This is a genomic window from Dyella sp. CR10 (assembly GCF_055814425.1).
On sequence record NZ_CP185986.1, the window covers coordinates 3,334,637 to 3,360,200 of the forward strand.

At 67.0% G+C, this 25,564-nt stretch carries 19 protein-coding genes and 2 tRNA genes; 4 read left to right on the forward strand and 17 right to left on the reverse strand.

What is annotated here, in order from left to right:
* Positions 1-488: 488 nt before the first annotated feature.
* The 16 genes from secF to ACNR9O_RS15040 all read right to left on the reverse strand — a co-directional run bounded on the left by secF (position 489) and on the right by ACNR9O_RS15040 (position 18,492).
* Positions 489-1,445 (reverse strand): protein translocase subunit SecF, encoded by a 957-nt coding sequence (secF, locus tag ACNR9O_RS14965; protein WP_473687453.1) that lies wholly within the window; start codon positions 1,443-1,445, stop codon positions 489-491.
* 16 nt (positions 1,446-1,461) lie between these two features.
* Complete coding sequence (gene secD / locus ACNR9O_RS14970) at positions 1,462-3,333, reverse strand: protein translocase subunit SecD (protein ID WP_473687451.1); 1,872 nt, start codon at positions 3,331-3,333, stop codon at positions 1,462-1,464.
* 105 nt (positions 3,334-3,438) lie between these two features.
* Complete coding sequence (gene yajC / locus ACNR9O_RS14975; RefSeq protein ID WP_473700789.1) at positions 3,439-3,777, reverse strand: preprotein translocase subunit YajC; 339 nt, start codon at positions 3,775-3,777, stop codon at positions 3,439-3,441.
* A gap of 282 nt (positions 3,778-4,059) precedes the next feature.
* Positions 4,060-5,184: a tRNA guanosine(34) transglycosylase Tgt gene (gene tgt, locus ACNR9O_RS14980; protein ID WP_473687448.1), complete on the reverse strand. Its 1,125-nt coding sequence runs from the start codon at positions 5,182-5,184 to the stop codon at positions 4,060-4,062.
* A 51-nt stretch (positions 5,185-5,235) separates the two neighbouring features.
* Positions 5,236-6,264, reverse strand: a complete 1,029-nt coding sequence (queA, locus tag ACNR9O_RS14985) for a tRNA preQ1(34) S-adenosylmethionine ribosyltransferase-isomerase QueA (RefSeq protein ID WP_473687446.1) — start codon at positions 6,262-6,264, stop codon at positions 5,236-5,238.
* 82 nt (positions 6,265-6,346) lie between these two features.
* A complete protein-coding gene (locus tag ACNR9O_RS14990) occupies positions 6,347-8,785 on the reverse strand; it encodes a hypothetical protein (protein ID WP_473687444.1) in 2,439 nt (812 codons plus the stop codon).
* 94 nt (positions 8,786-8,879) lie between these two features.
* On the reverse strand, positions 8,880-10,067 hold the full coding sequence (locus tag ACNR9O_RS14995; RefSeq protein WP_473687442.1) for a DUF3142 domain-containing protein: 1,188 nt from the start codon (positions 10,065-10,067) through the stop codon (positions 8,880-8,882).
* 115 nt (positions 10,068-10,182) lie between these two features.
* Complete coding sequence (locus ACNR9O_RS15000; RefSeq protein WP_473687440.1) at positions 10,183-11,403, reverse strand: RtcB family protein; 1,221 nt, start codon at positions 11,401-11,403, stop codon at positions 10,183-10,185.
* A 55-nt stretch (positions 11,404-11,458) separates the two neighbouring features.
* Positions 11,459-12,583 (reverse strand): slipin family protein, encoded by a 1,125-nt coding sequence (locus ACNR9O_RS15005; protein WP_473687438.1) that lies wholly within the window; start codon positions 12,581-12,583, stop codon positions 11,459-11,461.
* A 385-nt stretch (positions 12,584-12,968) separates the two neighbouring features.
* Positions 12,969-13,043: transfer RNA gene (locus ACNR9O_RS15010), tRNA-Ile, on the reverse strand.
* 4 nt (positions 13,044-13,047) lie between these two features.
* Positions 13,048-13,118, reverse strand: a tRNA-Ala gene (locus ACNR9O_RS15015).
* 655 nt (positions 13,119-13,773) lie between these two features.
* Complete coding sequence (locus tag ACNR9O_RS15020; protein ID WP_473687436.1) at positions 13,774-14,376, reverse strand: response regulator; 603 nt, start codon at positions 14,374-14,376, stop codon at positions 13,774-13,776.
* Entirely contained in the window at positions 14,373-15,533 is a 1,161-nt protein-coding gene (locus tag ACNR9O_RS15025) for a sensor histidine kinase (RefSeq protein ID WP_473687434.1), read from the reverse strand. The genes ACNR9O_RS15020 and ACNR9O_RS15025 overlap by 4 nt, the downstream gene beginning before the upstream one ends.
* Positions 15,533-16,723 carry a sensor histidine kinase gene (locus ACNR9O_RS15030; RefSeq protein WP_473687431.1) on the reverse strand — a complete coding sequence of 397 codons (1,191 nt, stop codon included), beginning with the start codon at positions 16,721-16,723 and terminating at the stop codon, positions 15,533-15,535. Before ACNR9O_RS15030 ends, ACNR9O_RS15025 begins: the two co-directional genes overlap by 1 nt.
* A 45-nt stretch (positions 16,724-16,768) precedes the next feature.
* Positions 16,769-17,569: an ABC transporter permease gene (locus ACNR9O_RS15035; protein WP_473687429.1), complete on the reverse strand. Its 801-nt coding sequence runs from the start codon at positions 17,567-17,569 to the stop codon at positions 16,769-16,771.
* Entirely contained in the window at positions 17,569-18,492 is a 924-nt protein-coding gene (locus ACNR9O_RS15040; protein ID WP_473687427.1) for an ABC transporter ATP-binding protein, read from the reverse strand. The genes ACNR9O_RS15035 and ACNR9O_RS15040 overlap by 1 nt, the downstream gene beginning before the upstream one ends.
* 288 nt (positions 18,493-18,780) lie before the next feature.
* Between ACNR9O_RS15040 and ACNR9O_RS15045 the strand changes: the two genes are divergently transcribed.
* From ACNR9O_RS15045 to ACNR9O_RS15060, 4 genes are all read left to right on the forward strand, one after another.
* Positions 18,781-20,277 carry an aminotransferase class III-fold pyridoxal phosphate-dependent enzyme gene (locus ACNR9O_RS15045; protein WP_473687425.1) on the forward strand — a complete coding sequence of 499 codons (1,497 nt, stop codon included), beginning with the start codon at positions 18,781-18,783 and terminating at the stop codon, positions 20,275-20,277.
* A 137-nt stretch (positions 20,278-20,414) separates the two neighbouring features.
* Positions 20,415-20,753, forward strand: coding sequence for a PsiF family protein (locus ACNR9O_RS15050; protein WP_473687423.1), 339 nt, complete (start codon positions 20,415-20,417; stop codon positions 20,751-20,753).
* Positions 20,754-20,866: 113 nt separating this feature from the next.
* On the forward strand, positions 20,867-21,508 hold the full coding sequence (upp, locus tag ACNR9O_RS15055) for a uracil phosphoribosyltransferase (protein ID WP_473687421.1): 642 nt from the start codon (positions 20,867-20,869) through the stop codon (positions 21,506-21,508).
* 185 nt (positions 21,509-21,693) lie between these two features.
* Positions 21,694-24,459 carry a lamin tail domain-containing protein gene (locus ACNR9O_RS15060; RefSeq protein WP_473687419.1) on the forward strand — a complete coding sequence of 922 codons (2,766 nt, stop codon included), beginning with the start codon at positions 21,694-21,696 and terminating at the stop codon, positions 24,457-24,459.
* Between the two features lie 121 nt (positions 24,460-24,580).
* On the opposite strand, the gene pip is transcribed toward ACNR9O_RS15060, so the two are convergent.
* Positions 24,581-25,534 carry a prolyl aminopeptidase gene (gene pip, locus ACNR9O_RS15065; RefSeq protein WP_473687417.1) on the reverse strand — a complete coding sequence of 318 codons (954 nt, stop codon included), beginning with the start codon at positions 25,532-25,534 and terminating at the stop codon, positions 24,581-24,583.
* Between the last annotated feature and the right edge of the window lie 30 nt (positions 25,535-25,564).

Genomic DNA, 25,564 nt, shown 5'->3' on the forward strand with positions numbered 1-25,564 from the left:
AGCAACAACGCCCGATGCCTTGGGCGAAACGCCAAAAGTTTGCAAAGGCTGCGCCTGTAGGAATCCCCCTGCAGACTGCCCCTCTGCATGCTCTGTCATGACGACGATTTCTTGCGGGCCTCCCGTGGCTGTAAGCAAGCTTTCGTCAGACTGTCGTGACAGGAACACTCTGAAAATAAGTCTGTCGTTACGACAAGTCAACAATTACTTAATGAAACGCATCACAGTGCGGTTTCCCACGGACCGCACGTCCACCATTCCTTGACGTATGGCGCAGGGAAGCACGAACGCTCGCGATAACTCCTTGGCACGTATCGCAATATCTTGCGGATGAAGCGTATTGAAGATAATCGCCGCTCGCGTCCGTTACAGCCGTAACAACCCCCTTTGGCATTAATGACTTAATGCGCCCATTGCTCGGATCGACCCGCCAAAGAAAAAGGGCCCGGGATTAACCGGGCCCTTTTTCATGACTTTCGGCACGGGATTTACGGCCGCCGTGCGAGTTCCGGGTTTTCCTTGGTCTGCGGCATCAGGTCCTTCTTGGAGACGCCCAGCCACAGCAGGATCGGGCTGGCCACGAAGATGGACGAGAGCGTGCCGACCAGGATGCCGATCAGCATGGTGATGGCGAAGCCCGCCACCACCGCACCGCCGATGAAGTACAGCGCCGCCATGGTGATCGCGGTGAACAGCGAGGTGATGATGGTTCGCGACAGCGTGCTGTTGATCGAGCGGTTGAGGATCTCCTCCGGCTCGGCCTTGCGCGCCAGGCGGAACAGCTCGCGGATACGGTCGAACACCACCACCTTGTCGTTGATCGAGTAGCCGATCACCGCCAGCACCGAGGCCAGCACGGTCAGGTCGAACTCGCGACCGGTGAGCGCCAGCACGCCCAGGGTGACCAGCACGTCATGCACCTCGGTGGCCAGCGCGGCGATGGCGAAGCGGCGCTCGAAGCGGATCCACAGATAGATGCCGATGCCGAGGATCACGAACACCGCGGCCACGACACCGTCGCTGCGCAGCTCGTCGCCCACCTGCGAGCTCACCGAGGAGCGGCTCTTCAGCTGCGCGTCCGGACGGGCCGCCTGCAAGGCCTTGCTGACGACGTCGGACACCTTGTCCAGGTTCACCCGGTTGCCCTGATCCAGCATCGCCGCGGTCGGCTGCATGCGGATGGACACTTCCTTGGTGCCGCCCAGGCTCTGCACCACGGCGTGCTCCATGCCCGCCTTGGCCAGCGCCTCGCGCACATCGGACACCGACACCGGCTGCTGGTAGTTCACCTCGGCGGAGATACCGCCGGTGAAGTCCAGGCCGTAGTTCAGGCCGCGCGTGGCGAGCAGTGCGATCGAGACGAGCATGAGCAGCACGGCGATGCCGATGCTGACCTTGCGCATGCCCAGGAAGTTGACGTTCGCGTTGTGGTTGAAGATTTCCATGATTGCCAGTTCCTCTTCAGACCGACAGCGTCTTGAGCTTGCGATGGCCGTGGATCAGCGCGGTGATCGCGTGAGTCACGGTGACCGAGGTGAACATCGAGGTCAGGATGCCGATCAGCAGCGTCACGCCGAAGCCGCGGATCGGGCCGGAGCCCATCGTGGTCAGCGCCAGCGCGGCGATCAGGTGGGTGACGTTGGCGTCGAGAATGGTCGCCCAGGCCTTTTCGTAGCCTGCGCGGATCGAGGCCAGCGGCGAGGAACCGTTGCGCAGTTCTTCGCGCACGCGTTCGCAGATCAGCACGTTGGCGTCGATCGCCATGCCCAGGGTCAGCACGATACCGGCGATGCCCGGCATGGTCAGGGTCACGCCGATCATCGACATCACCGCGACCAGGATCACCAGGTTGAAGAACAGCGCCACGTCGGCGACCAGGCCGAACAGCTTGTAGTAGATGGCGGCAGCCAGCAGCACCAGACCCAGGCCGATCAGCACGGCCTTCATGCCCTTGGCGATGTTGTCCTGGCCCAGGCTCGGGCCGATCACGCGCTCTTCGACGATGTCGATCGGCGCGGCCAGCGAACCGCCCTTCAGCAGCAGCGCCAGGTCCGAGGCTTCCTTCGGGCTGCGCAGACCGGTGGTCTGGAAGTTCTTGCCGAACACGCCGTTGACCGTGGCGTAGTTGATCACTTCCTCGGTGATCTTCGGCGTGCGCACTTCCTTGCCATCGACGACCTTGGTCTCGACCACGCGTTCCACGTACACCACGCCCATCGGCTTGCCGACGTTGCTGGTGGTGTAGTCCAGCATTTTCTTGGCGCCGGCGGCGTTGAGCGTCACCGACACCATCGGCGAGCCGGATTGCTGCTCGGTGCCGGAAGCGGCATCGACCAGCTGATCGCCGGTGACGATGATCTTCTTGCTCAGCAGATACGGACGGCCATCGCGGTCCTTGTACAGACGCGCATCCGGCGGCACGTTACCGCTGCGCATGGCATCCAGCGCCTGCTGCGGCGTGCCGTAGCCGGCGCGGTATTCCAGTGTGGCGGTCGCGCCGATCAGCTTCTTGGCCTCGGCGGTGTCCTGCACGCCGGCCAGTTCGACGATGATGCGGCTGTCGCCCTGCTGCTGGATGATCGGCTCGGACACGCCCAGCGCATTGATACGGTTGCGCAGCGTGCCCAGGTTCTGGCGCACGGCGCCGAGCGAGGTCTCGCGCAGCTTGTCCGGGCGCAGCACGGCGTTGAGCACGAAGCGGTCGCCGGTCACCTGTCCGTCCTGCACGGAGAGATCGTGATATTCGGTGGCGATCGCATTGGCCGCCGCGGTGCGGTCTTCGGCCGAACGCAGCACGATCGCCACGCCCTGGCCGCGCACGGCATTGCGGCTGACCGAGTCGTAGCGGATGTTCTTCTCGCGCAGCAGGCTGCGGATGTCATCCGCGTAGCGCGTCTCCTGCTTGTCCACCACGTCGTTCTGGTCCACTTCCATCAGGAAGTGCACGCCGCCCTGCAGGTCCAGGCCCAGCGGCATGGAGCGCGCGCCGATCATGGACAGCCAGTGCGGCACCGTCGACTTGAGGTTGAACGCCACCGTGTAGTCGTCGCCCAGCGCCGCCTTGATGGCGTCGCCCGCGCTCTTCTGCACATCGGCATTGCCGAAGCTCACCAGCAGGTGGTCGTTCTTCAGCTCCGCGCTCTGGTAGGCGATGTTCTGCTGCTTGAGCGCACCCAGCGCCTTCTGCTCGAGCGCCTGGTCGACCACACCGTTGCGGTTGGCGGTGACCTGCACCGCCGGCTGCGGCAGGAACGCGTTGGGCAACGCGTAGACGATGCCCAGCACCAATACGATGGCGACCAGGAAATATTTCCAGCGAGGAAAATCACTCATGCCTTGCATCCGTCAAAAGCCGCGGCACGGAAGGCCGCGGCGGTAGCATCGTTCGCTTCGCGGCGCGGGGCGTCCACCCCGGCCGGCTCCCCCTTGAAACCTGCTTCAGGACGACTTCAACGAGCCCTTCGGCAACACCTGGGACACGGCGCCCTTCTGCACCTTGATCTTCACGTTCGGCGCGATCTCGAGGCTGATGAACGACTCGCCCACCTCATCCACGCGGCCGGCGAGGCCGCCGTTGGTCACCACTTCGTCGCCCTTGGACAGGGCCGAGACCATGGCGCGATGCTCCTTCTGCCGCTTCATCTGCGGGCGGATCATCAGGAAGTAGAACACCACGAACAGCAGGATCAGCGGCAGGAAGGTCATCAGCGGGTTCGGCGCCTGGGCACCGGCGGCCGGAGCGGCCTGAGCGATCACGAAAGCGTTCGGAAGATTCATCATCTTGTCTCGTAAGTAGCGGCACCGGCTGGAAATTCCGCCAGCTGCCTGAAAAAGATCGTGGATTATGCCACGCCCCCCGGTCCCCACGCACACGGCCCAAACGGCCATGGCGCGGGCAGAAGCCACGGGTTTATGGGGTTCCCCCCGGGTTGCTTGCAAGGGGCCCGGGCCTTTCCCGCCGGCCCGGATGCTGCAAATGCGAGCCGGACCACGGCCCACCCCGCATGGACGCGGGGCTAGAGACCGCCCACGGGCGCTTTCGTTCGCCTCCGGGCGGGCTCAGCCTTCCGGGCGTGCGCGCCGGGCGTAGAACTCCGCCACGAAGTCGTCCAGCTTGCCGGCCGCGATGGCCTCCCGCAGTCCGGCCATCAGGCGCTGGTAGTGCCGCAGGTTGTGCATGGTGGCCAGCTGGCTGCCGAGGATCTCGTTGCAGCGGTCCAGATGGCGCAGGTAGGCGCGGCTGAAGCCGCTGGCGCAGGCGTAACAGTCGCAGCCCTCCTCGATCACCCGCGTGTCCAGCGCGAACTTGGCGTTGCGGATGCGCAGCGTGCCCTCGGCGGTGAACAGGAAGCCGTTGCGCGCGTTGCGGGTCGGCATCACGCAGTCGAACATATCGATGCCGCGGCGCACCGCCTCGACGATATCTTCCGGCCGCCCCACGCCCATCAGGTAGCGCGGCTTGTCGAACGGCAGCAGCGGCACGGTGAAGTCCAGCGTGTGGTTGCGCTCGGCCTCCGGCTCGCCCACCGCCAGGCCGCCCACCGCGTAGCCGTCGAAGCCGATGCCGACCAGCCCCTCGGCCGAACGCCGGCGCAGGTTCTCGTACACGCTGCCCTGCACGATGCCGAACAGCGAGTTGGGATTCTTCAGATCGTCGAAGGCCCGGCGCGAGCGCTCGGCCCAGCGCAGGCTCAGCTCCATCGAGGTCGAGGCCACCTTCTCCGTCGCGGGGTACGGCGTGCACTCGTCGAAGATCATCACGACATCCGAATCCAGCGTCTTCTGGATCCGCATCGACTCCTCCGGCGAGAGGAACACTTTGGAGCCATCCACCGGTGAGGCGAAGGTCACGCCCTCCTCGGTGATCTTGCGCTTGTGCGCCAGCGAGAACACCTGGAATCCGCCAGAGTCGGTAAGGATCGGCTTGTCCCAGCCGATGAAGCGGTGCAGCCCGCCGAACTGCTCCACCACCTCCAGGCCGGGGCGCAGAAACAGGTGGAACGTATTGCCCAGGATGATCTCGGCGCCGATCTCGCGGATGTCGCGCGGCGTCATGGCCTTGACCGAACCATAGGTGCCCACCGGCATGAAGGCCGGGGTTTCCACCGTGCCGCGGTCAAAGCTGAGCCGGCCACGCCGGGCCGCGCCGTCGGTGGCGGAGATGTCGAAACGAAGGGAAGTCATGACGCAATTATCGCCGGTTTGACGGCCGCCTGCTCGGCGCCCCGCGCCCCATCAGGTGCGAGGCAGGATCATCATCGCGTCGCCGTAGGAGAAGAAGCGATAGCGCTGCTCCACCGCGTGGCGATAGGCATCCAGCACGAACTCCCGTCCCGCCAGCGCCGAGACCAGCATCAGCAAGGTCGACTGCGGCAGGTGGAAGTTGGTGATCAGGCCGTCGATGCTGCTGAAGCGGTAGCCCGGGAAGATGAAAATCTGCGTCTCCCCGGCGAACGGCATCAGCACGCCATCGCGGCTGGCGCTCTCCAGCGCGCGCACCACGGTGGTGCCCACAGCGATCACGCGGCCGCCGCGCGCACGGGTCTTGCATATCTGCTCGACCAGTCCCGCGCCGACATTGAGCCACTCGCGGTGCATCTGGTGGTCCTTGAGGTCGTCCGCGCGCACCGGCTGGAACGTACCCGCACCGACATGCAGCGTGACGTAGCCGAATTCCACACCCTGTTCGCGCAGCGCGCCCAGCATCGCCTCGTCGAAATGCAGGCCGGCCGTCGGCGCCGCCACCGCGCCGGGTTCGCGGGCGAACACGGTCTGGTAGCGCTCCAGATCGCTGGCGTCGGCATGGCGCTCGATATACGGCGGCAGCGGCATCTCGCCGAGGCGGCGCAGCAGTCGTTCCAGCGGCTCGGGCGATTCGAAGCGCAGGCGGAAGAACTGCCCGTCGCGCCCCAGCACCACGGCATGGCTGCCATCGGCCAGCTCGATGCGGCCGCCCTCTTTCGGCTTTTTGCTCACGCCCAGCTGCGCGATCGCCTCGTGCGCACCGGTGACGCGCTCGAGCAGGATCTCCACCGCGCCGCCGCTTTCCTTGCGCCCGTACAGGCGCGCGGGCAGTACGCGCGTGTCGTTGAAGACCAGCAGGTCGCCCGCGCGCAGCAGCCCGGGCAGGTCACGGAACATGCGGTCCTGCAGGGCCTGCCTTTCCGTGTCCAGCAGCAGCAGGCGGCTGGCCGAGCGCTCGGGCAGCGGCGCCTGGGCGATCAGTTCGGGCGGGAGCTGGAAATCGAAATCGGACTTCTTCAACGGCGGACTCGGCTGGCGCCCGCGGGCGGCGGGAAACGGCGCATTATCCCGCACCCCGCCCGCCCCGGCACGCCCTGCCCGCTCAGGCCGTCGGCGCGCCCCGCTTGCGCCGACGCACGAACCAGAAGCCGAACGCCGCCGCCAGCACCACCGCGCCGCCGCCGATCCACGGCAGGTGGTGGCGCACCGCCCGCTTGGCTTTCACCACGTAAAGGTGGCGCTGCATGGCGCGTGCGCGGTCGAAGTCGGGCTCTTCGCAGGTCTGGCCGAAATCGTCGGCCCAGGCGACATACGGACCCTGCTTCACGTAGCGGTCGTACAGCGCCTGTGCACGGCGCAGCCGCTCCGGCACACCAGCGGGCTTCGCGTCGCCGTACCCCTGGTAGTTGTCCTCGTAATCCGGCGGACCTTCCAGCATCCAGCCGGCGGCCTTGCACAGCACGGCGGCGAACGCCTGCGAGCGCGGCGGCAACAGGTCCGCGGCGCTGGCCGCACGGTCGGCAGCGAGATAGCGGTAATGGAAGCGGTGGTCGGGCTTGGCGGCGCTGTCGGCGAAGCGCTGGCGCTCGCCGTCGGTGACCATCGACTGCTTGAGATCCTCCGCGGAGTGGCCGCTGCCGCCCTGGAAGCCGCCGCCTTCGTCCTGATAATCCGGCCCCTGCTCGTAGCCGAACAGCTCCATGCCCTGCTCGCGCTGGATCGCCGCCGCGGCATAGCGCGCCTCGGCCTTGCCGATATCGGTCCAGGCGTGGTCGGCATCGTGCACGGCCTGTGCGAACGCACGCGCCCGCGCGCGCAAATCTTCCTTGCCGAAGCGCGTATCGCCGCTGGCCGGGAAATAAGCCTGGGCCTCGTCGTAACGGCCGGCGCGCATCAGGCGGCGCGCCAGCAACCAGCGCAGATTGTCGGCCAGCGACGCGCCGTACCCGTACGACTCCGGCTCCGCCGAGCCAGCCTTGGCCGGTGCGGGGGCCGGCGTAGCGGGAGCGCGTGCATCCACGAATTGCTTGAGCTCGTCGATGGTCAGCACGCGCTCGGCGATGTACGACACGTCGTTGCCGAAGCCGATGCCGCTGGTCTCGTCGTCGACCGAAAACTCGTTGCCGCTGCTGCCCACCGCACTGGCGGCGTCGTACAGCCGCCCCAGCGCCTCGACGTATTCGCCACGTGCAAGTGCGAGCACGCCTTGTTCGCCCACCAGCAGATGGGTGTTTCCGGGCTCGATGCTGGCCTTGGGATCGTCGGCCTTGGGAAAAGCCTTCGCTGCCTCGGCGTAGGCGGCGGCGGCGGCGGCGAGATCGCCCTTCTGCAGCGCCAGCTTGGCGCGCACCCAGCTCGACAGCGGACCGGGTGCCTTGTCGATCAGCTTGGCAGCCAGATCGTAGCGGCCTACGCGATAGGCCAGCGCGGCGAGACGGTCGGCACCCTCCACGTGATCCAGCCCGCGCTGCTCCATCGCCGACACCAGCGCGACCAGGCTCGGATTGGGCTTGCGGACGGAACTCTTGCCGTCGGCCGCTTCGCTGACCACGTCGTCCATGCGCGCCAGCGCATACGCGACCAGCAACCGTTGAGACACCGGCTGATCGATCAGCGCGGCAGCGAGCTTGTCGTCGCGCAGCGCGGTATGGGCCAGGATCGCCAGCGACTGCACCGCGCCGCCGGAACCGTGGCCTGCCTGCGCGGCATACAGCGTGATGGCGTGCTTGAGATCGTCCGGCGCCAGACTCAGGCCGCAGTCGTTGTCCGGGCCGCTGATTTCGTCCCAGCCGCACGGCTTCCCGTCGACGTACAGATGCAAGCGCGCTTCCTCGCCGAAGCTGGACAGCGCCAGGCCCTGCGTATCGCTGGCGCCGCCGAGGGCGCGCGTGCGGGCGAGCTGGAACGCCTTGGCCGCCGCCTCGCTTTCGCGCTTGAACACCGCCGCGTCGCCCGCCTGATCGCGTGCCTCCTGGGCGTGGATGCGGCCAAGCATGTAAGCCGCCCAGACCGAGCGCAGCCTGGCCTGCTCGGGCGGCAACGCCAGCAGCTTCTCGAAGCTGGCCACGGCATGCTCCGCGTCACGTCTGTAGGCCGCCTCGCACTCCGCTAGCGCGGCGGCGTCCTCGCCTTCGTCGACGCCTTCGCAGGCGTTGCGCGCCACGTCGTAATCGACGGCGCCCGCGGTATAAAGGCGCAGATCCTCCGGCAGGCCCTTGCCCTTTTCGTAAGCCTCGCTGCCGCTTCCGAGTTCGCGCAACGGTTCGATCTGCTGCCACTGCGCGGCGGTCAGACCAAGCGACTTGGCAACCGTCGCCGGATCGTCCGGCTTGGCCTCCCCACCGGTATCGTCGGCGGACAGCTCATCGGTCGCGGGCAGCAGCCGGGCCGCCTCGAAGGCGAAGCTGTTCTGCGGCGTCGCCTTCAGCGTGGCCTCGCGGTGATCCAGCAACTGGCTGGGAAAGTCCGGGCCGCAGGCCCAGACGGCGGCACCCGCGACGCCGGCGAGCAGGCCGGCGGCGATCCATTGGCGCTTGTGCATCGGAAATCCTTTCTCTACGGGAGTGGCGCTTGGCCGCAAATGATGCGGGCAAACCGGCCGAAGCGGAATAGACGGCGAACGATCCGCCACCGCGTCAGGGCGCCAGGCGAGGTGGCTCCGCCGTGTCGCGGCAGCGCGCCCATCCGACCGCGCGCTGATAGTGCGCGCGCAGCCACCCGTCGCGGTCGCGCCGAAGGAAAGGCCGACCGTCGCGGTAGGTCAGCGCATAGCCATTCACGCCGTCGGCGATGACGCAGCCCGCCGGCAAGTCGATGCGTTGCGGCAGGCGCGCGTCCACGTCGCCTTCGTTGCGCAAGATCACGTCCATCGTGCCGGCTGCGGCACCTGGCTGGAAGAACACCGCCAGCGACTGGTCCAGCGGTGCGCCGGCCATCACCGCGCGCCAGGTCGGCAGGCTCCAGGCGCGGCTGTCCTGAGCCGTAGGCAGACGGAACCAGACCACGCCCGCCAGGCCGTGCGGCGGCTCTTCGCGCAGGCCGGCGAGCAGCTTCGCCACCTCGGCCGGCGCCGCGGCAAGCTCGCTCGCCTCCGTGCCGCCGGCAAGCAAAGGCGCCTCGCTTTCCACCGCGACCACCCGCCCGTCACCATCCCACGACACGCGCGAACCATACGTGGGCAAGGCCACGCGGAACGGCTTGCCGACGCGCCCGGCGAAGCGGTCGATCCAGCTTCGCGCCAAGGTCGGATCGAACAACCCCGCGCGCGGCGATTGCACCGCATGCACCTGCAAAACCACTTCATCCACTTGAGCGGCCACGCGCTCCAGCTCGCCGGAACGCAGCCACGCGGGCAAGGCGGTGATCGACAGGGGCGTCGCGCCGAGCGCGTGCTTGAGCTGCGCGAGGAAATCCGCATAGGCCGGCAGGCGCGCCGTGCCGCAATCGTGATCGATCTCCACGCCAGCCAGCGGAAGATCCTTCCACGCCTCGCGCAACGCGACGGTCTGCGCCAGCAGCGCTTGCGCATCCCATTGCGGCAACTGCCCATCGATGCGCACCACCATCACGACCGGCCGGCGCGTGGCGGCGAGCGCGGCACGGTCGATCGCCACCGGTTGCAGGCGGCCACTGGCATCGGTCTGCGCCGCAAGCACACGCCACGCGTGGATCGCATCGGCCGATTGCATCAAGGCGGATGCGACGGCGCCATTCCATTGGCGCTGCCATACGTAGGCATCCTGCTCCAGCGGACCCGCCTGGCGCTGGCAGGCGGCCATCGCGACGCCAGCCAGCAGCACGGCCAGCCATCGGCGTCCCTTCATCCATGTGCCAAGCGCCACGCGTGCCCCACGACTGTGCGAAAGAACGGCATTCTAGCCACGCAAAGAAAAAACGCCGCCCCGGAGGGCGGCGTCAAGCAATGCCGGCGCGAAAGGCTCAGCCCTTCACGCACAGCACCTGGCGCAGCGTGTGCACCACTTCCACCAGATCGGTCTGCGCGGCCATGACCGCATCGATCGACTTGTAGGCGGCCGGCGACTCGTCGAGTACGCCGGCATCCTTGCGGCATTCCACGTGCGCGGTGGCCTCGCGGTGCTGGGCCAGCGTAATGCTCTGCTTGGCCATGCCGCGGCTCATCACACGACCGGCGCCGTGGCTGCAGCTGTGGAAGCTGTCCGCGTTGCCCTTGCCGCGCACGATGTAGCTTTTCGTGCCCATGCTGCCGGGAATGATGCCCAGCTCGCCCGCACGGGCGCTGACCGCGCCTTTACGGGTGACCAGCAGCGATTCGCCGAAGTGCGTCTCGCGCTGCACGTAGTTGTGATGGCAGTTCACCGCCAGCTTGTCGAGCTGGAACGCCGGCAAGCGGTGGCGCATTTCATTGAGCACCCGCGACATCATGGCTTCGCGGTTATGGCGCGCGTAGTCCTGCGCCCAGGACACCGCTTCCACATAGTCGTCGAACAGCGGCTCGCCTTCCATGAAGAACGCGAGATCCTTGTCCGGCAAGTGGAAGCCGAGTACGCGGTGGGCCAGCTGTTCGCGCGCCCGCTCGATGAAGTACGTGCCGATCAGGTTGCCGGTACCGCGCGAACCCGAGTGCAGCATCACCCACACGCGGTCTTCCTCGTCCAGGCAGACCTCGATGAAGTGATTGCCGCCGCCGAGCGTGCCCAGTTGCGCCCCGAACTTGTCGGTGCGGATTTTGCGGTGCTTCGCCTTGATCGCCTCCAGACGCTGTTCGAGCCCCGACTGCGTCAGTCGCGTGCCGATGCTGTCCGGCAGGCGGCGATGTTCGCCGCCCGCACCGTTGCCCACCGGCACGCCACGCTCGATGCTCGAACGTAGCTGCGCCAGGCTGTCCGGCAGGTCGCTCGCGCGCAGCGTGGTCCGCACCGCGGCCATGCCGCAGCCGATATCCACGCCGACCGCGGCCGGAATGATCGCCCCGCGCGTCGGCACCACCGAGCCCACCGTGGCGCCCTTGCCCAGATGCACGTCGGGCATCACCGCGATCCACGGACCGACGAACGGCAGCGCCGCGATGTTCCGCAGCTGGGCGTGCGCCTGCGCTTCCAGCGGCACGCCGTCGACCCAGCCCTTGATCGGCTTGGCGCCTTCGGCGTGCAGAAATTGAAATGACGTCTCGTTACTCATGACTTTGATTCCTTGTGAAGCCGGAGCCGCGATTCCGTCCGCCGCTCCGGCTGTTTTACTCCTTCAGGGTCACCAGCTGCTTCAGCACGCCGTCCAGGCCGCCGAACACGGTCAGCTTGCCGATCTTCTCGGTGACCTTCTCCAGCGCTTCCAGCTCCTTCAGGCGCATCAGCACCGGACTCTCTTCGATCAGGCGCGCGGTGTTCAGCAGGGAACGCGTGGCGTTCGCCTCTTCGCGGCGGCGGATCACGTTGGCCTGCGCCGTCTTCTCCGCCTGCACGACACTGTTGAGGATGTCCTTCATGTCGCCCGGCAGGATCACGTCCTTGACGCCCACGCCGAGTACCTCCACACCCAGCTCGACCACGCGGCCGCGCACGTAGGCGAAGATGTCCGCGTCCAGCGATGCCTTGTCGCCGAGCAGTTCGTCCAGCGTCTTGGCGGAGACCGCCTTGCGCAGGCCGTATTGCAATTCGCGATAGAGGTAATCGCCGTACTTGGCCACCTTGGTGCGCGCGGCGACCGGATCGGTCACGCGCAGGCTGGCGGCCAGGTTCACGCGCAGGCTCACCTTGTCGCGGGTCAGCAATTCCTGGCCCGACACTTCCAGCGACTGCACGCGCAGGTCGATCACCTCGGCCGCGGCGTTCTTGCGGAAGTTCCAGAACGCATAAGCGCCCGGCGCCAACGTGCGCACCAACTTGCCGTCCACGAACAACAGGCCGGCCGACTCGGACGGCACGTCCAGCGCCACCGCCACCTTGGCCAGCATGCCGAGCTGGCGCAGGCGGTGCACGACGTCGCCTGGCACGTCCAACGCGCTGGACAGCGAAGCCAGGCGCAGCTCGATTGGCACCAGCTCCTTCCAATACAGCTTGCGGGTGCCCGGGGCGAGCACGTCTTCCAGCTTGCCGTTCTTCAGCACCAGACCGACCTGGTCCACGCCGACGTCGGCGAGCAGGAAGTGCTCGGCCAACCTGGCGTCCATCCGCGCCATCAGCACATCGGCATCCGCGCCGCCGTATTCCGGGCGGGTGACGTTGTGCACGGCCACGGCCTTCCGGCCGAGCGGATCGAAGAAGCGGTACGCACCCGGGGCGAGCACGCGCTGCAATCGACGGTGGCGATACAGCAAACCGCGCTCGCCGTCGCCGATCACGATTTGCTTGATCCAGAACATGGGAATACTCCTTATCCCTGACATAAGCCGGCCTGAGTTAATTGCTTTGCGCGGGGCGGCCGGTAACGCGCAAATCATTCTTTTGATAATCCAGGAGCGCAGCTCGCCCTCCCTTTCGGGATAATCGTCCGTAAATCGCTTCGCGGACGATCGGAAAATAAGGGGAAGCGCCCCTGGCGTCGGCGACGCGGGACCGTCGCGCCTCCATGGAGGGGACGGACACTGTCCGCGGCGCGGCGAACCGCCCGCTTGCCGGCGACCGTCCGCCCCATCTCGGGACGACGATCCGGCGTGGCTTCCGCTGCGGCGAAGCCGGCCCGCCTTCCCTGGCGATACCGGCAACGGCGCGCGGGGCGCTTCCTGTGGAGGGAGCTTTCGCTCCCGGGGTTTTGGAGCGGGAGTCGAACCCGCGACAACCGACTTATCAGGTCAGTGCTCTACCCGACTGAGCTATCCAAACAAGCGACGTGCCGGATTCGAACCGGCGCCCGATGGCATGCGAAGCCATTGCTCTACCCGACTGAGCTAACGTCATTGCCGAAACACCGCCGTGCAGGCCCGGGCATACGCTGTCGGCAACGCCGCGCGCACCGGCCGGGCGCTTGAACCCGAGCCGCTGGAGCCTGTCGTATCGATGCTTCGCATGGCCGGCTGTTGCCAACCGGTCATCCGTGTGGGCGCAAGCGCCCGCATTCGTTGAAACCTCCCGGTCACCCGCCGCCCGTGCCGAAGCATCAAGGCACAGCGCATCCATGCGCCTCTCGCGGTCGCCCCTGCCTCGGCCAGCCGGCCGGATGCTTCAGGGCGGAAGTCGCCTTCCGGTGTCCGGTCGTTTCATCACCTTTCGGTGCATGGACCCGTTCCTTGCGAACGCCGGAAACAAAACGCCCCCGGGTGAAGAACCCGAGGGCGTTCGCGTTGCCTCGGGAGATCGGGGTGACCGATCTCCGCGGAAGGCTAGAGATCAGTCGATGGCGGTGAAGCGGCCGTCCAGCGCCAGCCGCATGCCATGCACGCACGGCAGCGCGTCGCGGCTTTCGCGCGAGTTCGGCGTGTTGTGAATGACAAGGAGCGACATGGTTGAATCCGGGCCTTTTCGAGTTAATGCGTTCGCCGGTATTGGCGAGGCGCGAACATTACGCGACGCCGATTATCGGCGCAAGCATTTTTTTAATGCCTACGAATAATTCTTACAGCCACCCTTTTTGCCGCGCGAGGCGATAGGCCTCGATACGATTGGCCACGCCCAATTTGCCGATCGCCTCGGAAAGATAATTGCGCACGGTGCCGTGCGAGAGATTCAAGTGCGCGGCGATTTCCGTCGCCGACTGCCCCTCGCCGGCCAGGCGCAGCACCTGCCGTTCGCGATCGTTCAAGGGGTCGGCTTCCGACCACGCTTCCAGCGCGAGCTGCGGATCGATCGCGCGTCCGCCACGATGCACCATGCGCAAGGCCTCCGCGAGATTCTCCGCCGGAGCATCCTTCAGCAGATAACCCGACACGCCAGCATCGAGCGCGCGGCGCAGAAAGCCCGGACGCGCGAAAGTCGTCACGATGATCACTTTCATCGGCAACTCGTGGCGCTGGATGCGCTGCGCCAGCTCCAGGCCGGTGAGGCCGGGCATTTCGATATCGGTCACCAGCACGTCGGGCTTCAGGCGCTGCACTTCGCGCCACGCGGCTTCGCCATCCGCCGCGGAACCGAGCACCTCGATATCCGATTCGAGGTTCAGCAGCGCCGACAACGCGCCGCGCACCATCGCCTGATCTTCGGCCAGCAGCACGCGGATCATGCCGCGCTCTCCGGCAGGACGGCAGAGGCCGCGTCGGCCCGCGTCGCGAGCGGCACGCTCACGCGCAGCGACGTACCGCGGCGCGGCGGCGAGTCGATGTCCAGGCTGCCGCCGAGCGCGCGCACGCGCTCACGCATGCCGCTGACGCCGTTGCCATGCGCGGCGAGGCCACCGCATCCGTTGTCGCTGATCTGCATGTCGAACCTTCCGTTGTCGATGGCGAACCGCACGCTGGCCGAGCTGGCCCGCGCGTGGCGATGAATATTAGTGACGGCCTCGCGCAGCACCAGCGCCAGCGGCGCCTCGATCGCCGGCGCGATCGCCAGCGCTTCCGGCAGCTCGCTGTAGAAAGCCACCCCGGACGCCTCGAGCATCAAGCGCGCGGATACGATCTCCGAGGCCAGATCGCTGCGCCGCATACCGGTGACCGCCGCGCGCACTTCCGCCAGCGCATGGCGCGCGACGCGCTCCACTTCGGCCATTTCACGTTGTGCGCGCGGTGGATCTTCCAGGGCAAGCCGCCGGGCCAGTTCCGACTTGATCGTCACCAGCGACAGCGTGTGGCCGAGCAGGTCGTGCAGGTCGCGGCCGATGCGCTCGCGCTCGGCCAGCATGGCCAGGCGGCGCACTTCCATCTGCGACAGGCGCAGGTCGGCATCCTTGCGCAGATTGTTGATGTAGAGAAAGTTGCCCGAGCCGCCCAGCACGCTGCCGAGGAACACCACGAACATCACCCACAGCGGCACGCTCACCCACAGCGCCGCGACTGCCAGCGATGCGACCGACACCAGGGCCACGCCGCGCAGCCAGGTACGGAAGGAAGGTGTCACCGACAGCGCCGTGCAGGCGCTGACCGCATAGCCGATGCCGACCGGATTGACCTGCCACAGTCCCAGCCCCAGCACGGCCATGCCGGTCACGTACCAGGCCAGACGCCGTGACGGCCCGAAATACACCTGCGAGTGCAGATAGAGGAATACCGGGATGCTCAGCGCGGTAGGCGCGAACCACGACCAGGCGAAACCGCTCGCGCTCAACGGCACCAGCGGCAGCAGCACGATCCAAAGCGTCTGGCCAAGCGCCGCGCGCAGCACGAAGGCCGGCGAGCGCAGCTGGCTGTACAGCGAATCCGACGTGGGCTTGAATGGCAGGCGCATCACACGTTCGACGCGAGCTTCGGCGTGGTCGTTTCATTCGCCATGGGGGCCTGCGGCTTCGACTGCGGCAACGGCGCCGTGACCAGCAGCACCGTGCCGCGCCCGCGCGGCGACTCGATGCTCAGATGTCCACCGAGCGCGCGCACGCGCTCGCGCATGCCGCACAACCCGTTGCCGTCCGAGACGACGCCCCCGCGGCCATCGTCGCTCACGCGCAGACGCACCGAATGCACGTCGCGCTCGATTTCGATCCGCGCCTTGCTTGCCTCCGCATGGCGAGCGATGTTGGTCGCGGCCTCGCGCAACACCAGCGACAGGCCGCGCTCAATCTCGATCGGCAGGTCCGGCGGAGGTGCCGAGTACTCCAGATGCACGCGGGTGGACTCCAGCAACAGGCGCGCCGACGCCAGCTCGGCAGCCAGATCGGTGGCGCGGATGCCCGTCACGGCCGAACGCACCTCCGCCAGCGCGTGGCGCGCCACGCGCTCGGCCTCCGTCACTTCTCGCCTGGCTGCCTCCGCATCGCGGTCGAACAGTTTGCGCGACAGCTCCAGTTTCAAGGTGATCAGCGACAATGTATGCCCGAGCAGGTCGTGCAGATCGCGGCCGATGCGCTCGCGCTCGGCGGTGGCGGCGAGGCGACGCACTTCTTCCTGCGAGAGCTTCAGCGCCGCATCCCTTTCGTGGGCCAGGCCTTCGACGTAAGTCACGGTGGCGATGATGATGGTCATGCACGGCACCGCGACCAACACTTGCCAGGGATAGCCGACGTACTTCGCTACCGACATGTACATGACATTGAGCACCGCCAGCCGGATCAGCAGCGGCGCGAACCGCGTCTTGCTGGCCACGCTGTACGACACGCAGCCGTAGATGAAATACGCCATGCCGCTCGGATACCAGGGCGCCAGGGCGGTGCTCAGGATCGCCTGCGCCAGGGCGTAGCGCGGCGCGATGCGCCGCGACGCCAGCATCGCCTTCGCGAACAGCAGCAGGAACAGCGGATAGGAAACCAGCGTGATCAGTATCCAGGTCCGGCTATAGCCACCGCCCATGAGCGGCGTGATGAAGACCCATACCGACCACAGCAGGTGCACGCCTTCGGCGCGCACCGATTTGCCCTGCTGCTGAATCGCAGCCACGCGCGAATCCGGCGCCGGCGTGAGCCAGGAGCGGAGCAGACTGAACATGGCGGTGACCCTCCCCACAGGTCGCGTGACAGCCGGCATGCTACTTCAACCGTACCGGCGCAGGCGGCGCGCGGCGATGGCCAGGAAACCGGCTGTGAAAGCCGCCAGTACGGCCAGATGCGACCAGATGGCGCCCTGCCCCAATCCCACCGCGGTCAAAGCCAACTGGTTAAGGTGATACGCCGGTATCAGGGATGCGATCTGCTGTACCAGCTTGGGCATGAGCGACAGCGGGAACCACAGGCCCGACAGGAAGGCCATCGGCAGGTAGATCAGATTGACGATGCCCGGCGCGCCGCTGCCCTTGATCAGGGTGCCCAGCATCAGGCCCATCGCACAGAACGGTAGCGAACCCAGCAGATTGGTGGCGAACAGCGCGGCCATCTGGGTCGGCGTCAGCGCCACGTGCGCAACCAGCGTCGCCAGCAGCAACAGGATGCAGGACACCACCGTCGCCGCCATCATGGCCATCACGACCTTGCCCATCAGATAGGCACCGGGCGGCATCGGCAAGGCGCGCTTGAGCGTGAGCAGTCCGTTGTCGCGTTCCATCGACAGGGCGAGGCCGAAACCGAACAGGCCCGGCGACATCACGCCGAACGTGCCGTAAGCGGCGAGCAGGTAGCGTGGCGCGTCGGCACCGTTGGCGTGGCCGAGCAGGATACCGAACATCAGGTAGAACGCGGTCGGCAAGATCAAGGTGGGAATCATGAAGCCCGGGTTGCGCAGGTAGCGCAGGCACTCGGCGCGCGCTTCCTGCAGGTAGGCGCCGAGAATGCGGTTGCGATCCATCACACGGGCGGCCGGCACAGCAGGCACGGCGGTACTCGAAGAGAGGGCGTTCATCAGGCGGCCTCGCGGGTTTCGTTGGGCGCCTCAGCGGCGCGGGTGAGTTCGGTGAAGGCTTCGGCGAGGCCGGCGCGCTGCACTTCCAGCTCGCGCAGCTGCGCATCGGCATCGAACAGGCGGCGCACCAGCGCTTCCGCGCGGTCGGTGGAAAGCCACAGGCGTTCGCCTTCGTCGCGCGCTTCGGTCACTTCCGGCCAGGCGGCGACATCGGCCGCGCGCAGATGCGTCGCGCAGCGCACGCGCTTGAGCGCCACGCGCGCGCGCAGGTCGTCCACGCTGCCTTCGCTCAGCACGCGTCCGCGCGCCATCACGCAGACGCGATCGGCCAGCGCTTCGGCTTCCTCCAGGTAATGCGTGGTCAGCACCACGCCGGCGCCCTCGGCCACCAGGTGGCGGATCGCGCTCCACAGTTTCTGCCGCGCTTCGATGTCCATGCCCACCGTGGGTTCGTCCAGGAACAGCAGCTCGGGCCGGCCGCACAGCGCGAGTGCGAATTGCACGCGGCGCTGCTGCCCGCCCGAAAGCGCCGCGTAAGGACGCCGCAGCAGGTCGGCCACGCCGGCCAGTTCGGCGCTCTCCTGTTCATCGCGCGGCGCAGGGTAGTAGCTGGACGTCAGCCGCAGCAGTTCGCCGACGCGCAGCGTAGGCGGCAGCGCCGCCGATTGCAGCATCACACCGATGCGGCGGCGCGCCACGATCCGCTGCGGATCTTCGCCGAACAGTTCGACGCGACCGGCATCCGGCCGCGTCAGGCCGAGCAACATGGAAATGGTGGTGCTCTTGCCGGCCCCGTTGGGACCGAGCAGCGCGAAAATTTCGCCGCGATGCAGCATCAGATCCAGGCCGTCGACGGCGGTGTGATTGCCATAACGTTTGACGACCGACGACAGCTGCGCGATGAGTGAAGCGTTCGTGAGCATGGTCTTTCCTCCTTTGCCGCCATGCTAGGCAGGGCAACGCTTATCGGGCATTCGCGCGCGTCAGCCAGCGCAGGTGACAGGCGTCACCCCCGGGGTTACGGCGCCGTCGAAGGCGCGTTATCCTCGGTGAATCGTCGACGCACCGTTGCGGTACGCGACAGGCACGATTGAGCGGGAACTTGCGGATCGCCACCGGCGAATCGTCGCCGGCGCCCGCCAGGCATTCATCGCGATGTTGGCAGGCGCGCCATTTCCCCATGGCCCTGCGTACCTTGAGGAGGAACCATCATGGGTGTGATCGATCAGCTGCGCGAACTGCGCGATTTCGGCGGCGCGCCGCAGACCACCGGCCTGGACGACGCCACGATCGTGCAATTCGCCGCCAGCCAGCCGGAACTGGCACAGGCGATCGGCGAGGCGGTGGAACAGCATCGCGCGCTGCGCACCGAGCTGGGCGATTTCCTCAAGCTCGACGAAGCCGAGCAGCTGCGCCAGGCGCAGAAGGGCTTCGTGAATTTCTATCCCGACGACGGCATCAACCCCTATCTTCCCGCGGCCGCGCGCGGCCCGTGGATCGTCACGCTCAAAGGCGCGGTGATCCACGACAACGGCGGCTACGGCATGCTTGGTTTCGGTCACAACAACGAGGCCATCCGCCTCGCCATGAGCCGTCCGCAGGTGATGGCCAACGTGATGACGCCCAGCGTTTCGCAGATGCGCCTGGCGCAGGCTCTGGATCGCGAACTGGGCCGCAACCGCGGCGGCAATCCATACGCACGTTACCTGTGCCTCAACTCCGGCTCCGAGTCGGTCTCGCTGGCGTGCCGCATCGCCGACGTCAACGCCAAGGCGATGACCGAACCGGGCGCGCGCTATGCCGGCCGCACGATCAAGCGCATCGCGGTGAAGGGCGCGTTCCATGGCCGCACCGAGAAACCGGCGCTGTACTCCGACTCCACCCGCAAGACCTACCAGCAGCACCTGGCCAGCTATCGCCACGAAGACACGCTGATCACCGTGGCGCCTTATGACGTGGCGCAGCTGGAAGCAGCCTTCGCCGACGCCGACAAGCACGGCTGGTTCATCGAGGCGATGTTCCTCGAGCCGGTGATGGGCGAAGGCGACCCGGGCCGCGCGGTGACGCCGGCGTTCTACAAGGCCGCGCGCGAGCTCACCGAAGCGCACGGCTCGATGCTGCTGATCGACTCGATCCAGGCCGGCCTGCGTGCACACGGCGTGCTGTCACTCACTGACTACCCCGGCTTCGAGCAGCTGCCGGCGCCGGATATGGAAACCTTCTCCAAGGCCCTCAACGCCGGCCAGTACCCGCTGTCGGTGCTGGCGGTGAACGAGCGCGCCGCCGGCCTGTATCGCAAGGGCATCTACGGCAACACCATGACGGCCAACCCGCGCGCGCTCGACGTCGCGCTGGCCACCCTGCACGAACTCACCGACGAGGTCCGCGCCAACATCCGCGAGCGCGGCAAGGAGTTCGTCGACAAGCTCAACGCGCTGAAGGGCGAACTCGGCGGCCTCATCACCAAGGTGCAGGGCACCGGCCTGCTGTTCTCGTGCGAGCTGTCCGGCGACTTCAAGTGCTACGGCGCGGGCTCGATCGAGGAGTACATGCGCGAACGCGGCGTGGGCGTGATCCACGGCGGCGTCAACTCGTTGCGCTTCACCCCTCACTTCAAGGTGACCAGCGCCGAGGTGGACCTGGTGGTCGCGCACGTGCGCCAGGCCTTGCTGAAGGGACCGCGCAAGGCCAAAGCCGAGGCGGCCTGAGCGCCGGCCGGGCGGCGCCTTCGCGGCGCCGTCCTTAACGCCGGGCCAGCGGATCCGCCCTCCCCCCTGGCGAAGTTTTGTGACCGGCATAGACTTGCGGCGCCGGCACTCGCCGGTCACTCCAGGAGGGTACCCGCATGTTTTCGCGTTTCAGCCTGATCGCCGCCAGCGCCGCCCTGGCCCTCGCCGTCTCCACCGCCGCCGCTGCCGCACCGCAGGCCAAGAAGGAACTGACGCCGCAACAGCAGCGCATGGCCGACTGCAACAAACAGGCCACTGGCAAGAAGGGTGACGAGCGCAAGGCCTTCATGAGCAGCTGCCTCAAGGGCGAAGCTGCCGCGCCGGCCAAGATGACCCAGCAGGAAAAGATGAAAGCCTGCAATGCGGACCCGAAAGCCAAGACGCTCAAGGGCGACGACCGCAAGAAGTTCATGAGCTCGTGTCTGAGCGACCACGGCACCGCAGCCAGCCCGTAACACGTTCACGGACCCGCTGCCGCAAGGCGCCGCTTCGCCGAAGCGGCGCCTTTTCTTTTGGGCGCTGCGCTCCTGAGCGACAATCCGCCGTCGCCCATTGCGCAGGAACGCCCATGAAGCTCGTCGAAGTCCGCCATCCCCTCATCCAGCACAAGCTCGGCCTGATGCGTCGCGCTGGCATCAGCACCAAAGAGTTCCGCGAGCTGGCCTCCGAAGTCGCCGCCCTGCTCACCTACGAGGCGACCAAGGATCTGGAAACGGTGGACAAGCACATCGACGGCTGGGCCGGTCCGCTGACGGTGCATCAGATCAAGGGCAAGAAGATCACCATCGTGCCGATCCTGCGTGCGGGCCTGGGCATGCTGCCCGGCGTGCTGGACCTGATCCCGGCCGCCAAGGTCAGCGTGGTGGGCCTGCAGCGCGACGAGGAAACGCTCAAGCCGATCGCCTACTACGAGAAGCTGACCGGCCGCATGGACGAGCGCATCGCGCTGATCGTCGACCCGATGCTGGCCACCGCCGGCACCCTGGTCGCCACGGTGGACATGCTCAAGGCAGCTGGCTGCAAGCGCATCAAGGGGCTGTTCCTGGTGGCAGCGCCGGAAGGCCTCAAGCGCATCGAGGCGGCCCATCCGGACATCGAGATCTACACCGCCGCCATCGACGAGCGGCTCAACGAACACGGCTACATCCTGCCGGGCCTGGGCGACGCGGGCGACAAGATCTTCGGCACCAAGCAGCTGCCGGGCGGCTGAGGAAACGCTTAGTCGCACCCCGGTGCACACCTGAAGCGCACCGGGGTGCGAACCCACTTCGCAAATCTGTCGCAAATACTTGCTAGCCTCCGCCGACGAAGGATCCGTTCGGATCCCATCGAGGGAGTGGGTCAATGGAAGTCAAACATGCCCGGCGCGCCCTTTGGGCCGCGCTGCTAGGAATCGTGTCGATCGCCTCCGTGCAGGCAGCGGATCTCAGCATCAGCCAGTTCCGCGTGCGCGGCCCGTCAGGCGGCAACGACGAATTCGTGGAGCTGTTCAACGCAGGCGCCACGTCGCTGGACCTGTCCGGCTACAAGTTCAATGCCTCCAATAACGCCGGCACCACCGGCACGCGCCTGACCTTCCCAAGCGGCACGTCGATCGCGCCGGGCTGCCACCTGCTGCTGACCAACAGCGCGAGCGGCGGCTATTCCGGCAGCGTCGCGGGCGATCTCAAGTACAGCACCGGCGTCACCGACGATGGTGGCCTGGCGCTCCTGGATGCCAGCGGGCAGCTGGTGGACCAGGTCGGCCTCTCTGCCGGCTCGGCCTACAAGGCCGGCACGCCGCTGACCTCGCTGGGCAGCACCAATGCGGACAAGGGCTACGGCCGCAAGCTCAATGGCGCCGGCCTGCCGCAGAACACCGGCGACAACCAGACCGATTTCGTGGTGGTGACGCCGACCGCGCCGCACAACGCCGCCAGCGCCTGCGCGGTGATGAATCTGTCGCTGTCGATCGCCGACGCCACCGCCACCGTGCACGGCGCCGCCAACATCACCATGCCGTTCACCGTCACGCTCAATCAGCCGGCTCCGGCCGGTGGCGTGAGCGTGCACGTCGCTACCCAGGACGACACCGCCACGGTCGCCGCCGACGACTACGAAGCGGCGGACACCACCCTGACCATCGCCGCGGGCCAAACCCAGGCCAGTTTCAATGTGGTCGTGCACGGCCGCACCACGGGCACCGCTGACAAGGCCTTCCTGGTCAAGCTGGACCAGCCGACCGGTGGCGCCACGCTGGCCCGCGACAGCGCGATCGGCGCGATCCTGTACGACATCCCGGTCGCCGCCGAGATATGGCAGATCCAGGGTCGCGAGCAGACCTCGCCGCTGCTGGGCAAGTCGGTCACCACCACCGGCAATATCGTCACCGCGGTGGGTCCGGCGGGCTTCACCATGCAGACGCCGGACAGTCGCGCCGATGCCGATCCGCTCACCTCCAACGGCGTGTACGTGTTCACCTCGTCCAAGCCGGCGGTCGCCATCGGCGACGTGGTGGACGTGGATGCGAAGGTCGACAACTACTACCACCTGACGGAACTGAAGAACGCCAAGGTCACCGTGACCGCGCACGGCGCGACGCTGCCGAAGGCCGTGGTGTTCGGTGCCGGCACGCCGTCGACCGATCCGAACGCGCTGTCCTGCGGCGCTACCAACTTCCAGTGCTTCGTGGGCATGCGCGTAGTGATCGAGCACGGCATGATCAACACGGGCAACAAGCGCTTCAGCACCCAGCCGTTCGCCGAGGTGAGCATCACCGCCAACGGCAAGCGCTCCTTGCGCCAGCCGGGCGTGCGCTTCGGCGTGCCGGTGCCGGCCGGCGTGGATCTGCCCAACTGGAGCGGCAATCCGGAAGTGTTCAAGATGAACACCGCCGACTTCGGCGCGGTGCCGGCCAATACGCCGTTCGTCGCGGGCACCACGTTCCGCGCCGAGGGCGTCATCTCGTATGACTTCGGCGCCTACACCTTCATCCCGACCAAGTTCGAGGTGAAGTACGCCGCACCGATGCCTCGCGCGGTGTCGCCGACGCCGCCGCTCGCCTTGCGCATCGGCGCCTTCAACACCGAGCGCTTCTGCGACAGCGAGTTCAACACCACCTTCACCTGCTCGGGCGACAGCAAGGAGCCCACGCCGGAGCAGGTGGCGCTGAAGACCCGCCGCCTGTCCGCGTATATCGGCAGCGTGCTGAAGCTGCCGGACGTGCTGTCGGTCGAAGAAGTGAAGAGCCTCGCCGTGCTGCAGGGCCTGGCCAAGCAGCTGGGCGACGACTATCCGGTGAAGTACGACGCCTATCTGGTGCCGGGCCATGACCCGAGCGGCATCAACGTAGGCTTCCTCGTGCGCAGCGATCGCGTGCGCGTGCGTTCGGTGCAGCAGCTGGCGGCGGACGAAACCTGGAACGACAACGGCAACACCGCGTTCGTCCACGACCATCCGCCGCTGCTGCTGACGGCCGAAGTGCGCGGCATGCGCTTCCACGTCATCTCGGTGCACCCGAAGGCCCGCACCAACGTGGACAAGGACAACGCCAGCGCCGTGCGCGATCGCCAGAAGCGCTTCACCCAGGCGGTGTCGCTGGCCAGGCAGGTGCAGGATCTGCAGAGCCGCTACCCCTCGCAGCCGCTGCTGGTGGTGGGCGATTTCAATGCCTACCAGTTCAGCGATGGCTGGGTGGACGTGGTCGGCCTGGTGTCGGGCAAGTACAAGGACAGCGAGAACCTGCTCAAGCTCGGCCAGAACATCGTGCGCCCGTCGCTGTGGAACGCGGTGGAGTCGGTGCCGGAGAACGACCGCTACTCGTTCCTGTTCACCGAGAACTTCGGCGAGATCCAGGGCTATACGCAGGCGGGCAGCGGCAATTCGGGCCGCCAGGTACCGACTGTGCAGGTGCTCGACCATGCCCTGCTCAACCGCGCCGCCGCCCACCGCTTCCTGCGCATGCAGTACGGCCGCGCCGACATCGATGCGCCGGCGCAGACCGAGGCTGATGCTGCCAATGCCACGGACTGGACGAAGGCGATCGGCGCTTCCGACCACGATGGCTTCGTGGTGGATCTGTTCGCCCCGGCGTTCTTCGATCCGCACGGCGAGCACGATCGCGGGCATGACGACGAGCATGGCCACAACGGGAAGGGCATCGGAAACGGCAAGGGGCACTGATCCCTGCCCGCAGTAACGAAAAGGCCGCGCCCGGCAACGGGCGCGGCCTTTTTCATGCGTCGATGCGCAGGTTGAGGTGAGCGCAGCGAACCCAATCTACGCGGCGGCCGGAAAACCGCGCTCAGCGGAAACGGTCGGTCGCTTCCAGCAACTCGTACGCGATGCCGGGCTCCAGCGCGGAGTGGCCGGCGTCCTGCACGATGCGCAGGTCCGCTTCCGGCCAGGCACGATGCAGATCCCATGCGCTGCGCATCGGGCAGACCACGTCGTAGCGGCCTTGCACGATCACCGCGGGAATCTTGCGGATGCGCTCGACGTTGCGCAGCAGCTGGTCGTCATGCTCGAAAAAGCCGCCATGCACGAAGTAATGGCATTCGATACGCGCGAAGGCGAGCGCGAACTCGTCCTCGCCGCTGGACGCTATGTGATCCGGATCTTGATAGAGATGGCTGGTGGCGCCTTCCCACACCGACCACGCACGGGCCGCGTCCACACGCACCTTCGGGTCCGTGCTGGTGAGGCGGCGATAGTAGGCGCTCATCATGTCGCCGCGCTCGGCTTCCGGAATCGCCGCGAGATAGGTCTCCCACGCATCCGGATACAGCGCGTCGCAGCCCTTCTGGTAGAACCACTCCAGCTCCCAGCGCCGCAGCATGAAGATGCCGCGCAGCACCAGTTCGGTGACCTTGTCCGGATGAGTCTGCGCATAGGCCAGCGCCAGCGTCGAACCCCATGACCCGCCGAACACCTGCCAGCGCGCGATGCCCAGGTGCTCGCGGATGCGCTCGATGTCGGCGACGAGATCCCAGGTGGTGTTGCCGCTCAGCTCCGCGTGTGGGGTCGACTTGCCGCAGCCACGCTGATCGAACAGCACGATGCGGTAGGCCTTCGGATCAAAGAAGCGCCGGTAATTCGCATTGATGCCGCCGCCCGGGCCGCCGTGCAGGAACACCACCGGCTTGCCGTCGGGATTGCCGCACTGCTCGTAATAGACCGTGTGCAGCTCCGACACCTTGAGCATGCCGGTGTCGAACGGCTCGATTTCGGGGTACAGCGTGCGGCGTTCCTGGGCCATGGCGGCGTCTCCGGCAAGGGAATCAAAGCG

What these genes read in the sequence shown, in the direction of transcription:
- ACNR9O_RS15050 (WP_473687423.1), top strand. Translation starts at nt 20,415, where the DNA reads ATGTTTTCGCGTTTCAGCCTGATCGCCGCCAGCGCCGCCCTGGCCCTC.
- ACNR9O_RS15000 (WP_473687440.1), bottom strand. Translation starts at nt 11,403, where the DNA reads ATGAGTAACGAGACGTCATTTCAATTTCTGCACGCCGAAGGCGCCAAG.
- ACNR9O_RS15005 (WP_473687438.1), bottom strand. Translation starts at nt 12,583, where the DNA reads ATGTTCTGGATCAAGCAAATCGTGATCGGCGACGGCGAGCGCGGTTTG.
- ACNR9O_RS15035 (WP_473687429.1), bottom strand. Translation starts at nt 17,569, where the DNA reads ATGAACGCCCTCTCTTCGAGTACCGCCGTGCCTGCTGTGCCGGCCGCC.
- ACNR9O_RS15045 (WP_473687425.1), top strand. Translation starts at nt 18,781, where the DNA reads ATGGGTGTGATCGATCAGCTGCGCGAACTGCGCGATTTCGGCGGCGCG.
- ACNR9O_RS15030 (WP_473687431.1), bottom strand. Translation starts at nt 16,723, where the DNA reads ATGTTCAGTCTGCTCCGCTCCTGGCTCACGCCGGCGCCGGATTCGCGC.
- ACNR9O_RS15020 (WP_473687436.1), bottom strand. Translation starts at nt 14,376, where the DNA reads ATGATCCGCGTGCTGCTGGCCGAAGATCAGGCGATGGTGCGCGGCGCG.
- yajC (WP_473700789.1), bottom strand. Translation starts at nt 3,777, where the DNA reads ATGAATCTTCCGAACGCTTTCGTGATCGCTCAGGCCGCTCCGGCCGCC.
- upp (WP_473687421.1), top strand. Translation starts at nt 20,867, where the DNA reads ATGAAGCTCGTCGAAGTCCGCCATCCCCTCATCCAGCACAAGCTCGGC.
- pip (WP_473687417.1), bottom strand. Translation starts at nt 25,534, where the DNA reads ATGGCCCAGGAACGCCGCACGCTGTACCCCGAAATCGAGCCGTTCGAC.
- secF (WP_473687453.1), bottom strand. Translation starts at nt 1,445, where the DNA reads ATGGAAATCTTCAACCACAACGCGAACGTCAACTTCCTGGGCATGCGC.
- ACNR9O_RS15040 (WP_473687427.1), bottom strand. Translation starts at nt 18,492, where the DNA reads ATGCTCACGAACGCTTCACTCATCGCGCAGCTGTCGTCGGTCGTCAAA.
- ACNR9O_RS14990 (WP_473687444.1), bottom strand. Translation starts at nt 8,785, where the DNA reads ATGCACAAGCGCCAATGGATCGCCGCCGGCCTGCTCGCCGGCGTCGCG.
- secD (WP_473687451.1), bottom strand. Translation starts at nt 3,333, where the DNA reads ATGAGTGATTTTCCTCGCTGGAAATATTTCCTGGTCGCCATCGTATTG.
- tgt (WP_473687448.1), bottom strand. Translation starts at nt 5,184, where the DNA reads ATGACTTCCCTTCGTTTCGACATCTCCGCCACCGACGGCGCGGCCCGG.
- ACNR9O_RS14995 (WP_473687442.1), bottom strand. Translation starts at nt 10,067, where the DNA reads ATGAAGGGACGCCGATGGCTGGCCGTGCTGCTGGCTGGCGTCGCGATG.
- ACNR9O_RS15025 (WP_473687434.1), bottom strand. Translation starts at nt 15,533, where the DNA reads ATGCGCCTGCCATTCAAGCCCACGTCGGATTCGCTGTACAGCCAGCTG.